Source organism: Streptomyces sp. 891-h, from assembly GCF_022760275.1.
GTDB classification, from domain to species: domain Bacteria; phylum Actinomycetota; class Actinomycetes; order Streptomycetales; family Streptomycetaceae; genus Streptomyces; species Streptomyces spirodelae.
Window position 1 is genome coordinate 4,805,876 of the sequence record NZ_CP050693.1, and the last position, 19,451, is coordinate 4,825,326.

General features: G+C 70.4%; 20 protein-coding genes, 1 tRNA gene and 1 pseudogene. 14 read left to right on the forward strand and 8 right to left on the reverse strand.

The genetic code is table 11. The features are described from left to right. Positions 1-19 precede the first annotated feature (19 nt). Positions 20-1,339, reverse strand: coding sequence for a nicotinate phosphoribosyltransferase (locus HC362_RS21060; RefSeq protein WP_243088736.1), 1,320 nt, complete (start codon positions 1,337-1,339; stop codon positions 20-22). A gap of 209 nt (positions 1,340-1,548) precedes the next feature. On the opposite strand from HC362_RS21060, the gene clpS reads away from it, so the two are divergent. The 7 genes from clpS to HC362_RS21090 all read left to right on the forward strand — a co-directional run bounded on the left by clpS (position 1,549) and on the right by HC362_RS21090 (position 6,364). Further along, positions 1,549-1,863 (forward strand): ATP-dependent Clp protease adapter ClpS, encoded by a 315-nt coding sequence (gene clpS, locus HC362_RS21065; RefSeq protein WP_099881308.1) that lies wholly within the window; start codon positions 1,549-1,551, stop codon positions 1,861-1,863. Beyond that, on the forward strand, positions 1,863-2,594 hold the full coding sequence (locus HC362_RS21070) for a DUF2017 domain-containing protein (RefSeq protein WP_243085571.1): 732 nt from the start codon (positions 1,863-1,865) through the stop codon (positions 2,592-2,594). The genes clpS and HC362_RS21070 overlap by 1 nt, the downstream gene beginning before the upstream one ends. A 238-nt stretch (positions 2,595-2,832) precedes the next feature. After that, on the forward strand, positions 2,833-4,302 hold the full coding sequence (locus tag HC362_RS21075; RefSeq protein WP_243085572.1) for an amino acid permease: 1,470 nt from the start codon (positions 2,833-2,835) through the stop codon (positions 4,300-4,302). A gap of 42 nt (positions 4,303-4,344) precedes the next feature. After that, positions 4,345-4,770 (forward strand): M67 family metallopeptidase, encoded by a 426-nt coding sequence (locus HC362_RS21080; protein ID WP_209263623.1) that lies wholly within the window; start codon positions 4,345-4,347, stop codon positions 4,768-4,770. A 105-nt stretch (positions 4,771-4,875) separates the two neighbouring features. Next, on the forward strand, positions 4,876-4,983 hold the full coding sequence (locus HC362_RS35070; RefSeq protein WP_347568460.1) for a putative leader peptide: 108 nt from the start codon (positions 4,876-4,878) through the stop codon (positions 4,981-4,983). A 134-nt stretch (positions 4,984-5,117) separates the two neighbouring features. Next, entirely contained in the window at positions 5,118-5,414 is a 297-nt protein-coding gene (locus HC362_RS21085) for a MoaD/ThiS family protein (protein ID WP_243085573.1), read from the forward strand. After that, a complete protein-coding gene (locus tag HC362_RS21090) occupies positions 5,414-6,364 on the forward strand; it encodes a cysteine synthase (RefSeq protein WP_243085574.1) in 951 nt (316 codons plus the stop codon). Before HC362_RS21085 ends, HC362_RS21090 begins: the two co-directional genes overlap by 1 nt. Before the next feature lie 14 nt (positions 6,365-6,378). On the opposite strand, the gene HC362_RS21095 is transcribed toward HC362_RS21090, so the two are convergent. Then, on the reverse strand, positions 6,379-6,792 hold the full coding sequence (locus HC362_RS21095) for a type II toxin-antitoxin system PemK/MazF family toxin (RefSeq protein WP_243085575.1): 414 nt from the start codon (positions 6,790-6,792) through the stop codon (positions 6,379-6,381). A gap of 211 nt (positions 6,793-7,003) precedes the next feature. Between HC362_RS21095 and HC362_RS21100 the strand changes: the two genes are divergently transcribed. Beyond that, positions 7,004-7,765 (forward strand): MBL fold metallo-hydrolase, encoded by a 762-nt coding sequence (locus HC362_RS21100; protein WP_243085576.1) that lies wholly within the window; start codon positions 7,004-7,006, stop codon positions 7,763-7,765. 66 nt (positions 7,766-7,831) lie between these two features. Here the strand turns inward: HC362_RS21100 and HC362_RS21105 are convergent, their stop codons facing one another. Continuing rightward, positions 7,832-9,073 (reverse strand): PTS transporter subunit EIIC, encoded by a 1,242-nt coding sequence (locus HC362_RS21105; RefSeq protein ID WP_243085577.1) that lies wholly within the window; start codon positions 9,071-9,073, stop codon positions 7,832-7,834. Between the two features lie 149 nt (positions 9,074-9,222). Continuing rightward, the gene (locus HC362_RS21110; RefSeq protein ID WP_243085578.1) at positions 9,223-10,524 is read right to left on the reverse strand and encodes a PTS transporter subunit EIIC; all 1,302 of its coding nucleotides are present in this window, start codon (positions 10,522-10,524) and stop codon (positions 9,223-9,225) included. A 163-nt stretch (positions 10,525-10,687) separates the two neighbouring features. Between HC362_RS21110 and HC362_RS21115 the strand changes: the two are divergent. The 4 genes and pseudogenes from HC362_RS21115 to rdgB all read left to right on the forward strand — a co-directional run. Next, positions 10,688-10,924: pseudogene (locus tag HC362_RS21115) on the forward strand (PTS glucose/sucrose transporter subunit IIB); the annotation flags it as partial. A 176-nt stretch (positions 10,925-11,100) separates the two neighbouring features. Next, positions 11,101-11,826 carry a ribonuclease PH gene (gene rph, locus HC362_RS21120; protein WP_243085579.1) on the forward strand — a complete coding sequence of 242 codons (726 nt, stop codon included), beginning with the start codon at positions 11,101-11,103 and terminating at the stop codon, positions 11,824-11,826. A 129-nt stretch (positions 11,827-11,955) separates the two neighbouring features. Continuing rightward, positions 11,956-12,360: a hypothetical protein gene (locus tag HC362_RS21125; RefSeq protein ID WP_243088737.1), complete on the forward strand. Its 405-nt coding sequence runs from the start codon at positions 11,956-11,958 to the stop codon at positions 12,358-12,360. 70 nt (positions 12,361-12,430) lie between these two features. Next, positions 12,431-13,033 carry an RdgB/HAM1 family non-canonical purine NTP pyrophosphatase gene (gene rdgB, locus HC362_RS21130; protein WP_243088738.1) on the forward strand — a complete coding sequence of 201 codons (603 nt, stop codon included), beginning with the start codon at positions 12,431-12,433 and terminating at the stop codon, positions 13,031-13,033. Positions 13,034-13,118: 85 nt separating this feature from the next. Here the strand turns inward: rdgB and HC362_RS21135 are convergent. The 3 genes from HC362_RS21135 to bcp all read right to left on the reverse strand — a co-directional run bounded on the left by HC362_RS21135 (position 13,119) and on the right by bcp (position 15,305). Next, positions 13,119-13,200: transfer RNA gene (locus HC362_RS21135), tRNA-Leu, on the reverse strand. A gap of 50 nt (positions 13,201-13,250) precedes the next feature. Continuing rightward, positions 13,251-14,756, reverse strand: coding sequence for an MFS transporter (locus HC362_RS21140; protein WP_243085580.1), 1,506 nt, complete (start codon positions 14,754-14,756; stop codon positions 13,251-13,253). A gap of 72 nt (positions 14,757-14,828) precedes the next feature. Beyond that, positions 14,829-15,305, reverse strand: coding sequence for a thioredoxin-dependent thiol peroxidase (gene bcp / locus HC362_RS21145; protein ID WP_243085581.1), 477 nt, complete (start codon positions 15,303-15,305; stop codon positions 14,829-14,831). A gap of 245 nt (positions 15,306-15,550) precedes the next feature. Here bcp and HC362_RS21150 point away from each other — a divergent pair, with 245 nt between their 5' ends. Further along, positions 15,551-15,904, forward strand: coding sequence for a DUF3618 domain-containing protein (locus HC362_RS21150; protein ID WP_243085582.1), 354 nt, complete (start codon positions 15,551-15,553; stop codon positions 15,902-15,904). Between the two features lie 73 nt (positions 15,905-15,977). Then, a complete protein-coding gene (locus HC362_RS21155) occupies positions 15,978-16,280 on the forward strand; it encodes a co-chaperone GroES (RefSeq protein ID WP_243088739.1) in 303 nt (100 codons plus the stop codon). A gap of 117 nt (positions 16,281-16,397) precedes the next feature. On the opposite strand, the gene HC362_RS21160 is transcribed toward HC362_RS21155, so the two are convergent. After that, on the reverse strand, positions 16,398-19,265 hold the full coding sequence (locus HC362_RS21160) for a transglycosylase domain-containing protein (RefSeq protein ID WP_243085583.1): 2,868 nt from the start codon (positions 19,263-19,265) through the stop codon (positions 16,398-16,400). Between the last annotated feature and the right edge of the window lie 186 nt (positions 19,266-19,451).

The window sequence follows — 19,451 nt, forward strand, 5'->3', positions numbered from 1 at the left end:
TTACACGGGTATCCGGGGGTCACACGTGCTCGACGGGAAGCACCGGCTCGCCCCGGGAGAGCTGGGTCGCGGACATCGGGAGCCGGGCGCGGGCCGCGCGGTGGCGTTCCCGCGCCGCGTCCAGGGGCTCGCGGCCGACGACGGTTCCGCGGTCCACCAGCTTCACCTGAAGGAGGTGACCGGCCAGCTCGGGCGGTACCTCGCCGGTGCCGACCACCTCCGCCTCGGCCACGCCGCCCGCGTCCAGCGGCCGGGCCGCCCACTTGGCGCCGCCGATGGAGGTCTTGCCGCCCGTCGAGCGCTTGGCCACCGGGCGGAGCGGGGCGCCGGGCGTCTCGGAGTCGGCGCGGGCCACCAGCTTGTAGACCATCGAGCAGGTCGGGTGGCCGCTTCCGGTGACCAGCTGGGTGCCGACGCCGTACGCGTCCACCGGAGCCGCGGCCAGCGAGGCGATGGCGTACTCGTCCAGGTCGCTGGTGACCACGATCCGGGTCCGGTCGGCGCCCAGCTCGTCGAGCTGCCGGCGCACCCGGTGCGCCACCAGCAGCAGGTCTCCCGAGTCGATACGGACGGCGCCGAGATCCGGTCCGGCCACCTCGACCGCCGTACGGACCGCCTCGGCCACGTCGTAGGTGTCCACCAGGAGGGTGGTGCCCTGGCCCAGCGACCCGACCTGGGCCGTGAACGCGTCCCGCTCGGTGTCGTGCAGCAGGGTGAAGGCGTGGGCGCTGGTGCCCACCGTGGGGATGCCGTAGCGGAACCCGGCGGCCAGGTCGGAGGTGGTGTCGAAGCCGCCCACGTAGGCGGCGCGGGCCGCGGCGACGGCGCCGAGCTCATGGGTGCGGCGGGCGCCCATCTCGATCAGCGGGCGGTCCGCGGCGGCGACGGCCATCCGGGAGGCGGCGGCCGCCACGGCCGAGTCGTGGTTGAGGATGGAGAGGATCACCGTCTCCAGCAGCACGCACTCGGCGAAGGTGCCCTCCACCCGCAGGATGGGCGAGCCGGGGAAGTACACCTCGCCCTCCGGGTAGCCGACGATGTCGCCGGTGAAGCGGTAGTCGGCGAGCCACCGCAGGGTGGGCTCGTCCACCACCCTCGTCTCGCGCAGGAAGTCGAGGAGCTGGTCGTCGAAGCGGAAGTTCTCCACCGCGTCCAGCACCCGCCCGGTGCCGGCGACGACGCCGTAGCGGCGGCCTTCGGGGAGCCGTCGGGTGAAGACCTCGAAGGCGGAGCGGCGCTCGGCCGTCCCGGCGCGCAGTGCGGCCTGGAGCATGGTCAGCTCGTACTGGTCGGTGAAGAGCGCCGTGGAGGGCACGGCCACCGGCAGCCCCGTCTCCATCCGCCGGGCGTGTTCCTGCCGGGAGTCCTCCCGGGCGTCCTTCGGCTGCCGGGAGTCTTTCGGGGGCTGCCCCCCTGGGGAATCCAGCACTGCTGCCTCACCTCGTGTGTTCGGGTCGGTCACGGCGAGCCTACCCCGGATCTCGTCAGCTTGACGATATACGGCGACCGGGGGCACTGCTTGGGCGGCTCCGGGGACCGGGTGGCAGCATGGGACCTGTGAGTGTCGCCACCCCGACGGAGATCGAGCGCCCGGAGACCACCGAGGAACCCGTGGAGGTTCCCGAGCCGGATGTGCCCTGGGTGACCGTGGTGCACAACGACCCGGTCAACCTCATGAGCTATGTGACGTACGTGTTCCAGGCGTACTTCGGCTATTCGAAGGAGAAGGCGAAAAAGCTGATGCTCGACGTCCACCACAAGGGACGCGCCATCGTCTCCAGCGGTACCCGCGAGGAGATGGAGCGCGACGTACAGGCCATGCACAGCTACGGCCTGTGGGCCACGCTCACCCAGGACCGCTGATGGCAGGGCACTTCGAGCCCACCGAGGACGGTGGCGCCGCCATCGCGCTGGACGAGGTCGAGATCTCGATCCTGCGCAGCCTGGTGGTGCAACTGCTGGAGCTGATCGGCCCCGGCAGCGAGCCCGCCGACCAGCCGCGCCCGCCGCAGGACGCGGAGCCGGGCGGCCCCGGCGGGGGCGCAGCGGAGAGCGCAGCCGAGGGTGCAGCCGAGAGCATGGAGGACGAGCTGGCGGGCATCGAGGCGGTCTCCTGGCCGCCGTTCGCCGACGGCCCCAGCGAGCCGCCCGCCGACCCTGCCCTGGCCCGGCTCTTCCCCGACGCCTACGGCCCAGGCCCGCAGGCGGCGCCACCCGAGGATCCGGCCCCCGGCAGCGAGGAGGCCGCGCGGGCCAAGCGGGACCGCGCCGCCTCCGCCGAGTTCCGCCGCTACACGGAGAACGACCTGCGGGCCCGCAAGCGGGAGGACGGGCTGGCCGTGGTGCGCGCGCTGGACGCCCTCACACCGGGCGAGAGCGGTGCCGTGCTCACCCTGACCCCGGCCCAGTCCCAGCAGTGGCTGGGCGCGCTCAACGATCTTCGGCTGGCCATCGGCACCCGGCTGGAGGTCAGCGACGACACCGACGACGAGCTGTACCAGCTGCCCGACTCCGACGAGCGCAAGCCCATGGTGATGGCCTACCTGTGGCTGGGCGGCCTCCAGGAGACGCTGGTCGAGACGCTGATGCCGTGACCCTGCGGGGCTCGGCCCCCGGCTCTGTGCTCCGTGCCACTGTTCGTCGCGGCGTTCGTTAATCGGACGGCAAAAACCGATTAACGAACCAGCCATGTTCCTCCGCCTTTCCTGGCGCGCTGCCCACGTCTGTCCGGTATATCCCGGTTCTCGCTCCTGCGTCGCGGAGGCCGCTGCGTGGTACACCTGCACGGATCCGCTGTTGAGGGCCGGATCGGTAGGGAGAAAGGCGCACCACATGACCTCCGAGGTCGAAGACCCCGGTCCGGCACCGGACCCGATGCCCGGGACCGGGGTGGCGAGCAGCCCGGTGGACGCTCAGGGCGCGGCCGGCGACAGCGGTCCGTCCGAGGGATACCAGCGGGGGCTCGGCGGCCGGCAGATCCAGATGATCGCCATCGGCGGCGCCATCGGGACGGGACTCTTCCTCGGCGCGGGCAAGTCCATCCACAAGGCGGGCCCCAGCATCATCCTGGCGTACCTCGTCGCCGGCGCGGTCATCTACCTGATCATGCGCGCGCTGGGCGAACTGCTGATGTACCGCCCGGTCTCCGGCTCGTTCTCCGAGTACGCGCGCGAGCTGCTCGGTCCCTACTGGGGCTTCGTGACGGGCTGGACGTACTGGCTCTTCTGGGTCGTCACCGGCATCACCGAGGTCACGGCAGCCGCGACGTACGTGAACTACTGGTGGGACATCGCGCCGTGGATCTCCGCGCTGGTGTTCACCGTCGCCCTCTACGGCATCAACCTGATCTCCGTGAAGCTCTTCGGTGAGCTGGAGTTCTGGTTCTCGATGGTCAAGGTCACCGCGATCATCGGCATGATCCTGATCGGCCTCGGCGTGATCACGCTCGGCTTCTCGCAGGCCGGCGACACGGCGTCGTTCGCCAACCTCTACCAGCACGACGGGATCTTCCCCAAGGGCATCGGCGGCACCCTGATGACCCTGCAGATCGTGATGTTCTCCTTCCTCGCCGTCGAGCTGGTCGGCGTGACGGCGGGCGAGGCGACCGACCCGGCCAAGGCGCTCCCCAGGGCGATCAAGACGGTCCCGTGGCGCATCGCGCTGTTCTACATCGGCTCGCTGATCGTCATCCTCTCCGTCGTCTCCTGGACCGCCTTCGAGCCGGGCACCAGCCCCTTTGTCGCGGCCTTCCAGAAGATCGGGCTGCCGGCGGGCGCGGGCATCGTCAACTTCGTGGTGCTGACCGCGGCGCTGTCCTCCTGCAACTCGGGTATGTACTCCACCGGCCGGATGCTGCGCGACCTCGCGCTCAACGGGCAGGGGCCGAGGGTCTTCACCAGGCTGTCCAGGACCGGCCTGCCGTTCCTGGGCACCACCGTGTCGGCGGCGCTGATGATGGTCGGGGTGTGGATCAACTACGAGTGGCCGTCGAAGGCGTTCGACTACGTCGTCTCCTTCGCCACGATCTCCGGTATGTGGGCCTGGATCATGATCCTCTCCTCCCAGCTGCGGTACCGGGCGAAGGCGGACCGGGGTGAGCTCCCCCGCTCGGAGTTCCGGATGCCGGGTGCCCCGTGGACCGGCATCCTGGCGCTGGCCTTCATCTTTGTGGTGATCGGGCTGATGGCCTTCGACAAGGACGCCCGCGTCTCGCTGTACGCAGCACCCATTTGGGCCGGGTTGCTGACTGTTTCCTACTACGTGATCAGGGCACGTACCCCGCACGTTTTCGAGAAGCAGTAGCCCTGATCTCCCCGGCTCCGAGGCACTCATATCCTTGCCCACATGCTGACCATCACCCAGGAGCTGCACGACCGGATCGTCGCCCACGCCCGTGCGGACCACCCGGACGAGGCGTGCGGCGTCATCGCAGGGCCGGTCGGTAAGGGCCGGCCCGAGCGGTTCATCCCGATGCTGAACGCCGCGCGCTCGCCGACCTTCTACGAGTTCGACTCGACCGACCTGCTCAAGCTCTACCGCGAGATGGACGACCGGGACGAGGAGCCCGTCGTGATCTACCACTCGCACACCGCCACCGAGGCGTACCCGTCCCGTACGGACATCTCCTACGCCAACGAACCCGGAGCGCACTACGTCCTGGTCTCCACCGCCGAGTGCGGCAACGACGAGGGCCCCTTCTCCTTCCGCTCTTTCCGCATCGTGGACGGCGAGGTGACCGAGGAAGAGGTCGAGGTCGTCCAGAGCTACTGAGATCCGGGCCGAATCCGGGCCGGATCCGGCCCGCCGTGAGACAGAACGGTCCGCATCATGAAACTCACATCCGATTCCGCCGCCGGGAATCGTTACGATGAGCCCATGGTTGTCCACGACGTGAGCGCATTCGAGAAGACCCCGGGCATGCTGCTCGTGGCGCGCCTGCACGTCGACCTGTGCCGCCTCGCCAGCGCGATCTGTCTGGCCTGACGCGCGTCGCCGTACGGCGTCCGTCCGCCCCACCCTGTCCCCGGCCTGTGGCGCGGGGCCCCGCGCGTCCGCCTGCTCACAGCACAGCCGCACTCCGCACAGCCGCACTCTTCCTCTCCGACAGGAGCACTCTCATGGCCATCGAGGTCCGCATTCCGACCATCCTCCGCACCTACACCGACGGCCAGAAGGCGGTCGAGGGCACGGGCGCCACCATCGGTGAGCTCTTCGCCGACCTGGAGAGCCGCCACGCCGGAATCCAGGACCGCCTGGTGGACGGCGGTGAGCTGCGCCGCTTCGTGAACGTCTACCTCAACGACGAGGACGTGCGGTTCCTGGACGGCATCTCCACCAAGCTCAGCGACGGCGACAGCGTGACGATCCTGCCCGCGGTCGCCGGGGGATCCATGCACGCGGGCCGGATGCGCTGATGCGCTACGACTCCCCGCTCGACGCCGTCGGCAACACCCCGCTCGTACGGCTCCCGAGGCTCTCGCCCTCCGAGGACGTACGGATCTGGGCGAAGCTGGAGGACCGCAACCCGACCGGCTCCGTCAAGGACCGTCCGGCCCTGTACATGGTCGAACAGGCCGAGAAGGACGGCAGGTTGCGGCCCGGCTGCACCATCCTGGAGCCCACCTCGGGAAACACCGGCATCTCGCTGGCGATGGCGGCCAGGCTCAAGGGCTACCGCATCGTCTGCGTCATGCCGGAGAACACCAGCGAGGAGCGCCGCCAGCTGCTGGCCATGTGGGGAGCGGAGATCATCTCGTCCCCGGCGGCGGGCGGTTCCAACACCGCCGTGCGGGTGGCCAAGGAGCTGGCGGCCGAGCACCCGGACTGGGTGATGCTCTACCAGTACGGCAATCCGGACAACGCGGGCGCGCACTACGCCACCACGGGCCCCGAGATCCTCGCCGACCTGCCGTCGGTCACCCACTTCGTGGCCGGTCTCGGCACCACGGGGACGCTGATGGGCGCCGGGCGCTATCTGCGTGAGCACCGCCCGGACATTCAGATCGTCGCCGCCGAGCCGCGCTACGACGACCTGGTGTACGGGCTGCGCAACCTGGACGAGGGCTTCGTGCCCGAGCTGTACGACGAGTCCGTGCTCACCACCCGCTTCTCGGTCGGCTCGGCGGACGCGGTCACCCGTACCCGGGAACTCCTCGCCCAGGAGGGCATCTTCGCGGGCGTCTCCACCGGGGCGGCGCTGCACGCCGCGATCGGAGTGGGCCGCAAGGCGCTCCGCGCGGGGGAGAGCGCCGACATCGTCTTCCTCGTCGCCGACGGCGGCTGGAAGTATCTGTCGACCGGCCTGTACACCGCCGAGTCCGACGAGGCCGCCATCGAAACCGTCCAGGGCCAGCTCTGGGCCTAGCCCTTCTCCGGGGATCACCGCAAACCCAGCGTGCGGCAGACTCCCTCCCAGGTGGCGGGGTCCACTTCGCCGCAGCGGGTGCGGAGGCGGGCGAGACCGGCCTCGGCGAGGGAGTCGGGCTCCAGATAGGCGGGCCCGGCCGGGGCGTCGGCGGCCAGTACGGGCAGCGCGGAGGGCTCGCGCGTCAGCCGGGCGAGCCGGGCGCCGTCCGTCCACACCGCGAGCACCAGGAAGAGCGCTTCGCCGCCGTCCGGCAGCGTCGCCCGCCAGATCTCTCCGGGCCGGGGCGGCGGCGTCCCCTTGTCTGCCGCTGAGGCGGCCCGCAGGGCGCGCCGCGGGGGCCCCAGTCGGCCGCGGCCGTCGACCAGCGCCGCCACGAAGGCGAGCAGGACGACGCCGCCGAGGGCCAGCCACCACGAGGTGTCCATCTTCGTTCCGCCTCCGAGGCCGTCTGCCGTCGCACTGTGCGGCGTTTGCGCCGGGACCCGCCGGGGAACGACGCTACCCCGGGCTGGTGATTCCGCCCACACCGCCGCCCCATCGAGGAGTCACCCCGACCCGCGCGGCTTACGCTCGGAAGTCCCCTCGTCAACGACGCGGGGGCTTCTTCCGCAGGCCGTCAACGGAGGTTCCCGCTCCATGAAGCTCACCGTCGTCGGCTGTTCCGGATCGTTTCCGTCCACGGAATCGGCCTGTTCGAGCTATCTCGTCGAGGCCGACGGTTTCCGGTTGCTGCTGGACATGGGCAACGGCGCACTCGGTGAGCTCCAGCGTCACTGCGGTCTCTACGACCTCGATGTGATCGCGCTCAGCCATCTGCACGCCGACCACTGCATCGACATGTGCGGCTACTTCGTCGCGCGCTACTACCGCCACGAGGGCGGCCGTTGCAGCCCCATCCCGGTCTACGGGCCGCCCGGCACCGAGCAGCGGCTCACCACCGCCTACGCCGACACCCCGTCCGACTCGTCGATGAGCGAGGTCTTCGCCTTCCGTACGCTCTCGGCGGGCGGCAGCTTCGAGGCGGGCCCCTTCCGGGTGCGTACGGAGCGGGTCGACCATCCGGTGGAGGCCTACGCCTTCCGGGTCGAGCACAAGGAGAGCGGCCGGGTCGTGACGTATTCGGGTGACACCGGGCCGTGCGCGGAGCTGGAACTGGCCGCGCGGGATGCCGATCTGTTCCTGTGTGAGGCGTCTTTCACGGACGGCAAGGAGCAGATCCCCGGCCTCCACCTGAACGGCCGGGAGGCCGGGGAGGTCGCGGCGCGGGCCGGCGCGGCGCGGTTGGTGCTCACCCATGTGCCGCCGTGGACGGACCCGCAGATCAACCTTCGGGACGCCAAGGCGGTCTTCGCGGGCCCGGTCGAGATGGCCCGGCCGGGCGCGGTCTACGAGGTCTGATCCGCAGCCGCGCCGCCGTGCCGGGCCGCCGGGCCGCGACGCCGGGCCAGGCCGGTTGCCGCCGGGCTATTTGGTGAGGTCCTCGACTTCCTCGTCCGGCTCGCGGCCCGGGGTCTTGATGTCCAGCCTGACGATCAGGAAGCGGAAGATCCCGTAGTAGACCGCTGCGAAGCACAGCCCGATGGGGACGATCATCCAGGGTTTCTCGGCCAGGCTCCAGTTGATGGCGTAGTCGATGAACCCGGCGGAGAAGCTGAAGCCGTCGTGCACCCCGAGCGACCAGGTCACCGCCATCGAGACGGCGGTGAGCACCGCGTGCACCACGTACAGCACCGGCGCGATGAACATGAAGGTGAACTCGATCGGTTCGGTGATGCCGGTCACGAACGAGGTCAGCGCCAGCGAGACCATCATGCCGGTCACGGCCTTGCGGCGGTGCGGCTTGGCGCAGTGGGCGATGGCGAGCGCGGCGGCGGGCAGCCCGAACATCATGATCGGGAAGAAGCCGGACATGAACTGCCCGGCGCTCGGGTCGCCGGCGAAGAAGCGGGCGATGTCGCCGTGCACCACGTCCCCGGAGGCGTCCTTGAAGTCACCGAGCTGGAACCAGGCCACGGTGTTGAGGAACTGGTGCATGCCGACGGGGATCAGCGCCCGGTTGATCAGGCCGAAGATGCCGGCCCCGGTGGCGCCCAGCCCCGTCATCCACTCGCCGAACGAGGTGATCGCGTCCCCGACCGGGCCCCAGATCAGGGTGAAGGCCACGCCGACGACGAGTCCGATGAACGCCATGAGGATCGGCACCAGCCGGCGGCCGTTGAAGAAGCCGAGCCAGTCCACCAGCTTGGTGCGATGGAAGCGCTGCCAGACGACGGCGGAGATCAGCCCCATCAGGACACCGCCGAGGACGCCGGGGTCGTGGTAGACGGCGGGGGTGTCCTCGCCCGCCTTGACCTGGGCCTCGTGCACCGGGAACGCCTCCAGGACGTTCTTGTAGACGAGGAAGCCGACGAGCGCGGCCAGCGCCGTCGAGCCGTCGGACTTCTTGGCGAAGCCGATGGCCACGCCGATGCAGAACAGCAGCGGCAGGTTGTCGAAGATGGCGCCGCCCGCGCCGGCGAAGGCGGCCGCGATGTCGTGCCACTTCAGCCCCTCGTCACCGAAGACATCGGGCTGGCCGAGCCGGTTGAGGATGCCGGCCGCGGGCAGGACGGCGATGGGAAGCTGCAGGCTGCGGCCGACTTTCTGCAGCCCTTGGAACAGTCCGGAGCCCCGCTTCTTCGCGGGAGCAGCGGTGTCCGTGCTCATGGGTCTTCCTCCGGGTGGAGCGGGCGCGGCACAGGGAGGAGGCAGCCCGCTGGTGGTCTAGTCCACATGTGGTTTAGACCATTAGTAGCACGGCTGCGGCGGGGCGCGGAACGGTCGCTTCCGGGTGATCTGGGTAACGGGCGCGTCGGCTAACGCGTCACCTCGTCCTCGATCTCCTCGGCGACCTCCTCGGGCTCCCGGCCCGGGGTCTTCAGATCGAACTTGGCGATCACGACGCGGAAGAGCACGTAGTAGACGGCGGCGAAGCACAGCCCGATCGGCACGATCAGCCACGGTTTGGTGGCCAGGCTCCAGTTGATGACGTAGTCGATCAGCCCCGCCGAGAAGCTGAAGCCGTCGTGCACCCCCAGCGCCCAGGTGAGGGCCATCGAGACGCCGGTCAGCAGGACGTGGATGACGTACAGCACCGGGGCGACGAACAGGAACGAGAACTCGATCGGCTCGGTCACCCCCGTCACGAACGAGGTCAGCGCCGTCGAGAGCATCAGACCGCCGACCACCTTGCGCCGCTCGGGACGGGCCGCGTGCGTGATCGCCAGCGCGGCGGCGGGCAGCGCGAACATCATGATCGGGAAGAACCCGGAGAGGAACTGCCCGGCGCTCGGGTCGCCGGCCAGGAAGCGGTTGATGTCGCCGTGCACGATCTCGCCGTCGGGCTTCTTGTAGCTTCCGAACTGGAACCACATGAACGTGTTCAGGAACTGGTGCATACCGATCGGGATCAGCGCCCGGTTGGCGACGCCGAAGATGCCGGCACCCCAGGCGCCCAGGTCCGTCATCCACTTCGAGAAGCTGGTCAGGCCGTCCCCGATCGGCGGCCACACCCACTGGCACAGCACCGCGAAGAACAGCGCGACGAACGCCATGATGATCGGTACCAGGCGGCGCCCGTTGAAGAAGCCGAGCCAGTCCACCAGCTTGACCCGGTGGAACCGCTGCCAGAACCAGGCCGTCAGCAGCCCGACGACGATGCCGCCGAAGACGCCCGGGTTCTGGAAGGACGCGGCGCCGGCGGCTGTGCTGTCCTTGGCCAGACAGGTGCCCAGCTCGGCATCGAACGTGGTGCCTGACGGGCAGTCGGGGAACTGCTGCAGGATGTTGTAGTAGACGAGGAACCCCGCGACGGCGGCCAGCGCGGTGGAGCCGTCCGCCTTCTTGGCCATGCCGATGGCCACGCCCACGCAGAACAGCAGCGGCAGCCCGAGCGCCGAGTCCAGCAGCGCGCCACCGGCGCCCAGGAAGACCTTGGCGACGTCCGTCCAGCCCAGCCCCTCGTCGCCGAAGATGTCGGGCTGGCCGAGCCGGTTGAGGATGCCGGCGGCCGGGAGCACCGCGATGGGCAGCTGGAGGCTGCGGCCCATCTTCTGCAGACCCTGGAAGAAGACGGAGCCCCACTTCCGCCCCGGCCCGGCTGCGGCGTTGGCGCTCACGAGCCTCCTCCTGACTGCGGCTGACGCATAATGGTGTAGACCACTAGTGGCGGCGTCCGTGGACGTCGTCACCGTCATCATTCGGCAGACGGCGCACCGGCGCTCGCAGAGCTGGGCTGATCGTGGGCTAACGTGACAAACCCGTCCGTCAACACAGGAGAAGGACATGGCCAGCAAGGCTGAGAAGATCGTCGCCGGGCTCGGCGGGCTCGACAACATCGAAGAGGTCGAGGGCTGCATCACCCGTCTGCGCACCGAGGTCAACGACGCCTCCCTCGTCGACGAGGCGGCGCTCAAGGCCGCCGGAGCGCACGGCGTCGTCAAGATGGGCTCCGCGATCCAGGTCGTCATCGGCACCGACGCCGACCCCATCGCCGCGGAGATCGAAGACATGATGTAACGGCTTCCCCGGCATGGGGGCGCCCCGAAGGGGCGCGGGGAACTGCGCGAGGAAGTCAACACACCCGCAGCCTGCAACGCGCAGCAACGGGCACCCCCTTCTCAGCACAGCGGCAGGCAGAGAGGGAGCCCCCTCTCATTCGGCTGAGCCACCCGGCCAGGGATACGCTCGCACGCATGTCACGTATCGACGGCCGTACGGCCGAGGAGCTGCGACCCGTCACCATCGAGCGCGGATGGAGCAAGCACGCGGAGGGCTCCGTCCTCGTCTCCTTCGGCGACACCCGGGTGCTGTGCACCGCCAGCCTGACCGAGGGCGTGCCCCGCTGGCGCAAGGGCAGCGGCGAGGGCTGGGTCACCGCCGAGTACGCCATGCTGCCCCGCGCCACCAACACCCGCGGGGACCGGGAGTCCGTGCGCGGCCGGATCGGCGGCCGCACCCACGAGATCTCCCGGCTCGTAGGGCGCTCGCTGCGCGCCGTTGTCGACCACAAGGCGCTCGGCGAGAACACCATCGTGATCGACTGCGATGTGCTCCAGGCCGACGGCGGCACCCGCACGGCGGCGATCACCGGCGCCTACGTCGCGCTGGCCGACGCCGTCGCCTGGGCGCAGGACCGCAAGCTCGTCAAGGCCAAGTCCCAGCCGCTGACCGGCACCGTCTCGGCGGTCAGCGTGGGCATCATCGACGGCGTGCCGATGCTGGACCTGCGGTACGAGGAGGATGTGCGCGCCGAGACCGACATGAATGTGGTCTGCACCGGTGACGGACGCTTCGTCGAGGTGCAGGGCACGGCCGAGGGCGCGCCCTTCGCACGCGAGGAGCTCGACGGGCTGCTCGACCTCGCCGTCGCGGGCTGCGCGCAGCTCGACGGCCACCAGCGCACGGCACTGGGGCGCTGAGCCGGCGACGGTTGGCCGGAAAATCGGGCGCCCCGGGGAACTTTGCCCTCGCTTTACGCGTCTGACGGGGTGCGGGCCGCACGTGTCGAACCGTGCGGCCCGACCAGTCTTGTGGAGGGGGACGTGCAGGTGTCACTCAGCCAGGTGTCACGGAGAAGGGCCGGCACCGCGGCGGCAGCCGCGGCGGCCGTCGCACTGGTGGTGCCGGTGCTGGCGGGCTGCTCGGCCGTGGACCGGGCGCTGGACTGCGCCGGCACGGCCTCGGCCGTCGCCCGGTCCGTCGACGACCTCCAGCAGGCGGTCTCCGACGCGGGTGAGGACCCGACCCGCGCCGACCAGGCGCTGGACCGGATAGACAAGAACCTCTCCAAGATCGACAAGGAGACGGACGACGGGGATGTCGGCAAGTCCGTCTCCCGGCTCCGCGAGGCGGTCGACAGCGTACGCAGCGATGTGGAGGCGGGCCGCACGCCGAGCACCAAGCCGGTCGTGGCGGCGGCGGACGAGCTGACGAAGGTCTGCACCCCGGGCTGAGGCCGCACCCCGGGCTGAGGGCCCGGCGCACGCCGCCCGCTGCCGGGCGTGATACTGGGGAGCCATGAGCATCCAGCGGCTGATCCTGGCCACCCGCAACGCCCACAAGGTCACCGAGCTGAAGGCGATCCTCGCCGACGCGGGCCTCGAGTTGGACCTGGTGGGCGCCGACGCCTACCCCGAGGTGCCGGACGTCAAGGAGACGGGGGTGACGTTCGCGGAGAACGCCCTCCTCAAGGCACACGCCCTCGCGCGGGCCACCTCGCTGCCCGCCGTCGCCGACGACTCCGGGCTGTGTGTGGACGTGCTCGGCGGTGCGCCCGGTATCTTCTCGGCCCGCTGGGCGGGCCGGCACGGGGACGACAGCGCCAATCTGGAGCTGCTGCTCGCCCAGCTGGCCGACATCGACTCGGCGCACCGGGGGGCGCACTTCGAATGCGCCGCTGCGCTGGCCCTGCCCGACGGCACCGAACGGGTCGTCAGCGGGCGGCTGCGCGGCACCCTGCGGTACGCCCCCGTCGGTGACGGGGGCTTCGGCTACGACCCGATCCTCCAGCCCGAGGGCGAGACCAGGACGTGCGCCGAGCTCAGTCCCGCGGAGAAGAACGCGATCAGCCACCGGGGCAAGGCGTTCCGCGCGCTGGTGCCCGCCGTGCGGGAGTTGATCCGCTGAGGGGGTGCCCCTTGTGATGCGTTGCGGGGTGCGGGGCCGATGTGGCTTGGCGCGCAGTTCCCCGCGCCCCTTCGGGGCACCACCGTGCGCGAGGGGGGACTCGAACCCCCACGTCCGAAGACACCGGCACCTAAAGCCGTCCCGTCTACCAATTCCGGCACTCGCGCGCGGACGTATCGTACTGCGCCCGCCTGCCCGGGCGCCGGGCCGGGGCGGGTCAGAAGGTCGGCTGGTTCGTCTCGGCGCGGGCCATGGCGCGCGCCTCCTCGTGGGTGCTGACCGAGGGCGGGGAGCCCGCCAGCGGCTGCTGGGCCGTCTCCTTCATGAAGGCCACCGCGACGATGCCGAGCACGGCCGCGCCCGAGGCGTAGTAGGCGGGGGCCAGATTGTCGCCGGTGACGTCGACCAGATAGGTCATCACGCCGGGCGCGGTGCCGCCGAAGACCGCCGTCGCCACGTTGTAGCCGATGGACAGTGAGCCGTAGCGCACATCGGTGGGGAAGAGCGCGGGCAGCGTCGCCGACATCGTCCCCAGCAGGCACACCAGACAGGCGCCGAGCCCCAGCAGCCCGATCAGTACCGCGACGAAGCTGCCCCGCTGGAAGAGCGCGAAGGCGGGGATCGTCAGCAGGAGGAAGCCGACCATGCCGGTCATCAGCACGGGCTTGCGGCCGAACCGGTCGTTGAGGCGGCCGACCCGCTGGATCACCGTGGCCATCGCCACCATCGCGATGATGGCAGCGACCAGCTCCATCGAGTTCTCGTACCCGAGGGCGTCGGTCAGATAGGCGGGCATGTACGACAGGAGCATGTAGTCGGTGACGTTGTAGGCGGCCACCAGGCCGACGCACAGCAGCAGCGTGCGCCACTGCTGGGCGAAGATCGACCTGAGCTCCTTCTGGGGCACGTTCTCCGACAGCTTCGGCTCGTTCGCCTCGGCGGGGCCCGCCTCGGGGGAGTGGGACAGCTGCGCCGCCCGCTTCTGGAAGGCCGGGGTCTCGTCCAGCCGCATCCGCAGATACAGACCGACGACCCCGATGGGCCCGCCGACCAGGAAGGGGATGCGCCAGCCCCAGCTCAGCATCGTGTCGTCGCCCAGCACGGTGTTCAGCACCAGCACCAGTGCGGCGGCACCGGTGTACCCGGCGAGGGTGCCCAGCTCCAGGAAGCTGCCGAAGAAGCCGCGCCGCTTGTCGGGCGCGTACTCCGCGATGAAGGTGGCGGCCCCGCCGTACTCGCCGCCGGTGGAGAAGCCCTGCACCAGGCGGCACACCAGGAGCAGGACCGGTGAGACCAGCCCGATGGAGCTGTAGGAGGGGATCAGGCCGATGCAGAAGGTGCCGGCCGCCATCAGCACCATCGTCAGCGCCAGCACCTTCTTGCGCCCGATGCGGTCGCCGAGCGGGCCGAAGAACAGCCCGCCCAGCGGCCGCACCAGAAAGGAGGCCGCGAAGGCGGTGAAGGAGGCCAGCAGTTGGGTGCTGCCGCCGGGGAAGAAGACCTTGCCGATGGTGACCGCGAGATAGGCGTAGATCCCGAAGTCGAACCACTCCATGGCGTTGCCGACAGCGGCGGCCTTGGTGGCGCGCTTGACCGTCGCCTCGTCCGTCACCGTGATGTCGCTACGGCGAACCCTCGGCTTCCGACGGCGTCCGACGGCACGGAAGAGATGCCGGTGCCGCTTGAGGGCAGCCGGGTCCCGGGGCTGATCCTCGTGGTCCATTCCCCATGGGTACCACCACTCCCACCTCGCCATACGCACCCCCACCGGGCGCCGGTCCCGGGAGCGGGACGATCACTCCGAAGCCAGCCCCAGGTCCTTGATCAGCTTGGCGACGTGCCCGGTGGCCTTCACGTTGTACAGCGCACGCTCCACCTTGCCGTCCTCGTCCACGACGACCGTGGAGCGGATGACACCGGTGACGGTCTTGCCGTACAGCTTCTTCTCGCCGAAGGCGCCGTACGCCTCCATCGTCTCCTTGCCCGGGTCGCCCACCAGCGTGACCTTCAGCGACTCCTTCTCACGGAACTTCGCCAGCTTCTCCGGCTTGTCCGGGGAGACGCCGATGACGTCGTAGCCCTGGCCCGCCAGCAGCTGGAGGTTGTCCGTGAAGTCGCAGGCCTGCTTGGTGCACCCGGGGGTGAGCGCCGCCGGGTAGAAGTAGACGATCACCTTCCGGCCCCGGTGGGCGGAGAGCGAGACCTCCTTGCCGTCCGCGTCGGGCAGCGTGAAGTCCGGCGCTGTGTCGCCGGGCTCAAGGCGTGGGCTCATCGGGGCTCCTTCGAATCCTGTGCGTTTTCTGCGCCGGCAGCCGCGGTACCCACCGGTAATGCTGTACTGGTGCCCAGTGGATCCGTCAGTGGCTGACTCGTCCGCGACGGCGGCGGGCCGACCCTGCCCGAGCGTAGCCAAAGGCCGCCGATCCGGGGTGCCATGGGGCGGCGGCACCGGCGAGCTGACAGGATGGCCGCTGACACACGGTAGGACGCAGGACTGACAGCGACGGAGGCAGCTCGGTGCCGGAAGCCAGGACCCCCGCGGACATCGAGGCGGACATCATCCGCAGGCGGCAGGATCTCGCCGCCGCGCTGGACGAGATCGCCGTACGCGTTCATCCGAAGACCATCGTCGGGGACGCCAAGGCGAGGGCGGCCGCCGCTGTGGACCGCACCGCCGGGCGCGCCTACATCGTCGCCAACCGCGCGGTCTCCGATGTGCGGGCCCAGTTCGTCAGCGAGGACGGCGCCCCCCGCCTGGAGCGGCTGGTGCCCGCGGCCGTGGTGGCCGTCGCGCTGGTGGGCGGCGTGCTGGCCCTCTCCTCGCGGCGCAGGCCGGCCGGCCGTGGCCGGGCTCGCCGCCGCCGGCACTGAGGCGCTGAGATACGGTCTTCCGGTGAGCCCAAAGACCCCTGCTTCCGCACACGATGACAAACTGCCGATCCGCATGCTGCACGACCGCGTGCTCGTGAGGACCGACAACAGCGAGGGCGAGCGCCGCTCCTCCGGCGGCATCGTGATCCCCGCCACGGCGGCCGTAGGACGCAAGCTGGACTGGGCGGAGGTCGTCGCCGTCGGCCAGAACGTACGTACGGTCGAGCCCGGGGACCGCGTGCTGTACGACCCGGAGGACCGCGCCGAGGTCGAGGTGCGCGGTATCGCCTACGTCCTGATGCGTGAGCGCGATCTGCACGCGGTCGCGGCCGAACGCCTCCAGGGCAGCGACGACTCCACCGGCCTGTATCTGTAGCCCGTACCCGTAGCGGACCCGCACCCGTAGCGCGAATCGCGAAACGCCCCCTCTTCCCGCCTCGCGGTGGGAAGAGGGGGCGCCGTCATTCAGGGGCCCCGCGAGGGAGGGGCCGCGTCAGGTGCCGGGGCCGCCGCCGGGAGTACCGCCGGGATCACCGCCGGTACTGCTGTCGCCGCCGCCGGGGTCGCCGCCCGGGTCACCCCCTGGGTCGCCGCCGTCGACGCCGCCGATCTCGGGGATGCTCGGCCCGGTGCTGGTCGGCGGTGCGCTGGTCGGCGGTGCGGGGGACGAGGGCTGGTCGCTGGGCTCCTGGGACTGCGACGGCTCGTCGCTCGGCTCGTCGGACGGCGGCTCGGAGGTCGGGCCCGAGCTGGACGGCGGCTGGCTGCCGGGGATGTTGCCGGCGCCCGCCGTGTCCAGGTCGAAGTCCTTGACCGGGCGGCCCTCCAGCGCCTTCTTGGTGTAGGCGGCCCAGATCTGTGTCGGATAGCCGCCGCCGTTGACGCGCGGCTGGCCGCCGGCGCCGTACAGCGGCTCCTGAACGGCCGTCTTCGGGTGCTGGCCCATCACCGCGATGACGGTGGACAGGTCCGGGGTGTAGCCGGCGAACCAGGCGGCCTTGTCCTCCTCGGCGGTGCCGGTCTTGCCTGCCGCCGGGCGGCCCGCCGCCTGCGCCGCCGTGCCGGTGCCGCCCTGGACGACGCCGCGCATCGTGGCCGTCGTGGCGTCGGCCGCGGCCCGCGGTACGGCCTGCTTGGGATCGTGGTCGGGCAGGTTGACGACCTCACTGCCGCGGGTGGCCTTCTGCACCATGCTGTAGTGGCCGTGCTTGCCGTGGTTGGCGAGCGTCGCGTACGCCTCGGCCATGTCCAGCGGCGAGGCCGTGGTCACACCGAGCGCGATGGAGCCGTTCTCGGCGAAGTTGGGCACCTCCCGGGGGATGCCCAGATCGATCGCGGTCTCCTTGACCTTCTTGGGGCCCACATCGATGCCCATCTGGGCGAAGACGCTGTTGACCGACTTGTCCATGGCCTCGGAGACGGGGATCTTCCCGTAGGAGTGGTGGTCCTCGTTGGCCGGCGCGTAGCCGGTGCCCTGGCCGTTGCTGACCACCTCGCGCTTGTTGGTGCCGTCGTAGACGGTGTTCGCGCGGATGGGCCGGCCGTCCTGGGTGGTGGACTTGTGCTGGATGGCAGCGGTGAACAGGAACGGCTTGAACGTGGAGCCGACCTGGTAGTCGCGGCGGGTCGCGTTGTTCGTGTACTGCTTGGTGAAGCCGATGCCGCCGTACATCGCGACGACCTTGCCGGTCTTCGGGTCCACCGAGGCGCCGCCCGCGCGCACGTACCTGTCCACCTTGCGGTTCTTCTTGTCCAGCTTCGACATCAGCTTGTCGTTGACCGCGTCGCGCATGGCCTTCTGCTTCTTCGGCTGGAACGTGGTGGTGATCCGGAAGCCGCCGGCCGCGAGCCGCTGCTCGTCGATGATCTTGTTGTTGATCAGGTAGTTCCTGACCGCCCAGACCAGATAGCCGCGCTCACCCGACATGTTCCGCGGCGGCTTGACCCGGCCCGGCTCGGGGAACTTCATGTCCGCGCGCTTGCTCTTGCTCAGCCAGCCCTTCTCGACCATGCCGTCCAGCACATAGTTCCAGCGGGCGAGGGCGCGCTCCTTGTTCTCCGGGTGGGCGCGGGTGTCGTAGGCGTTGGGCGAATTGACCAGCGCCGCCAGATAGGCGCCCTCGGCCGGGGTCAGCTTGCTGACGTCCTTGTTGTAGTAGGCGTGCGCCGCCGACTGGATGCCGTAGGCGTTGCGGCCGAAGTAGCTGGTGTTGAGGTAGCCCTGCAGGATGTCGTCCTTGCTGACCTCGTTGTCCAGCTTCAGCGCGATGAAGAACTCCTTCGCCTTGCGAGTGACCGTCTGGTCCTGGCTCAGGTAGTAGTTCTTCACGTACTGCTGGGTGATCGTGGAGCCGGACTGCCGCTCGCCGCCGGTGAGCATGTTCCAGCCGGCGCGTGCCATCGCCTGCGGATCGACAGCGGACTCGTTGTAGAAGTCGCGGTCCTCGGCGGCCAGCACCGCGTGCTGCGTGGCCTTCGGCACCTGGTCGAGGGTGATGTTCTCCCGGTTGATGTCGCCGTCCCTGGCGATCTGGCTGCCGTCCGCGTACAGATAGACATTGGTCTGCGCGGCTGCGGCCTTGTTCGGAGGCGGGATGCTCACCAGCAGATAGCCGGTGACCAGCGCACCGGAGACCAGCAGCACGATCAGCAGGACGCCGCCCAGCACCATCCGCCAGGTGGGCAGCAGTCTGCGCCAGCCGGTCCGGCGGCGCTTCTGCTTCTTCATCGCCTTCTTGGCCTTCTTGGCGGCCTTCGGGTCCTGGGGGCCCTGGGCGTCGTCCGCGGCGGAAGTGTGCTCCATGAGGCTGCCGCTCTCCTCGGATGGGGGGCTGCCCTGCGCCGGGCCCTGCCCCACCGGCATGGCGGCCGTCGCGGCCGGTCCCTCGGGTGGTGGCGGAGCGGGCTGCGGGGGCGGGGTGGGCTCCGTCGGCGGGGCGGTCCGCCCGGGCGCCGGTATCGGACCCCCGCCCGACGTGGGGGAGCCGCCGCCCGGGGCGCCGGGGCCCTTGTCGGGGGTGCCGGGGCCCTCGTCCGGGTTGCCCGTGCCGCCTGCCGGCCGCTGGGCGTCACGTCTCGCGGCGGCCTCGTCCGCGTCCCCGGGGCGCTGCCCGGCACTCTCCGCGGGCTCCGCGGGTTCCTGGGAAGCCGCTGTCTCCTCGGGAGCCGCGGCGCTCTCCTCGGGAGCCGCGGCGCTCTTGTCGGCGGCTCCGCTGCTCTCGTCGGCGGACGCGCTGCTCTTCTCAGGGGCCCCCGCGCCCTTCCCCGCGCCCTCGGCGGGCTGCCGTGCGGGGGTCTCTTCTGGCGGGCCGTCCGACTCCGGCTCCCGGCCTTCGGCGTCGCTGTTCGGCTCGTCACTCATGTCTGCAGGGACTCCTCGTCCAATGGCGGGCGATGCTGGTACGCCCCGTAGAACACTGTCGCACCCTCCGCTTGGGAGACCGCCCTCGGGGCCGTAGCCCGGCCCGGTGGATATTCGATGGTCGCCCACCCGGCCCGTGAGCTAGGCTCCCTGGCTTCGCTCGCGCACGGTGCTCGCACGGAAGTG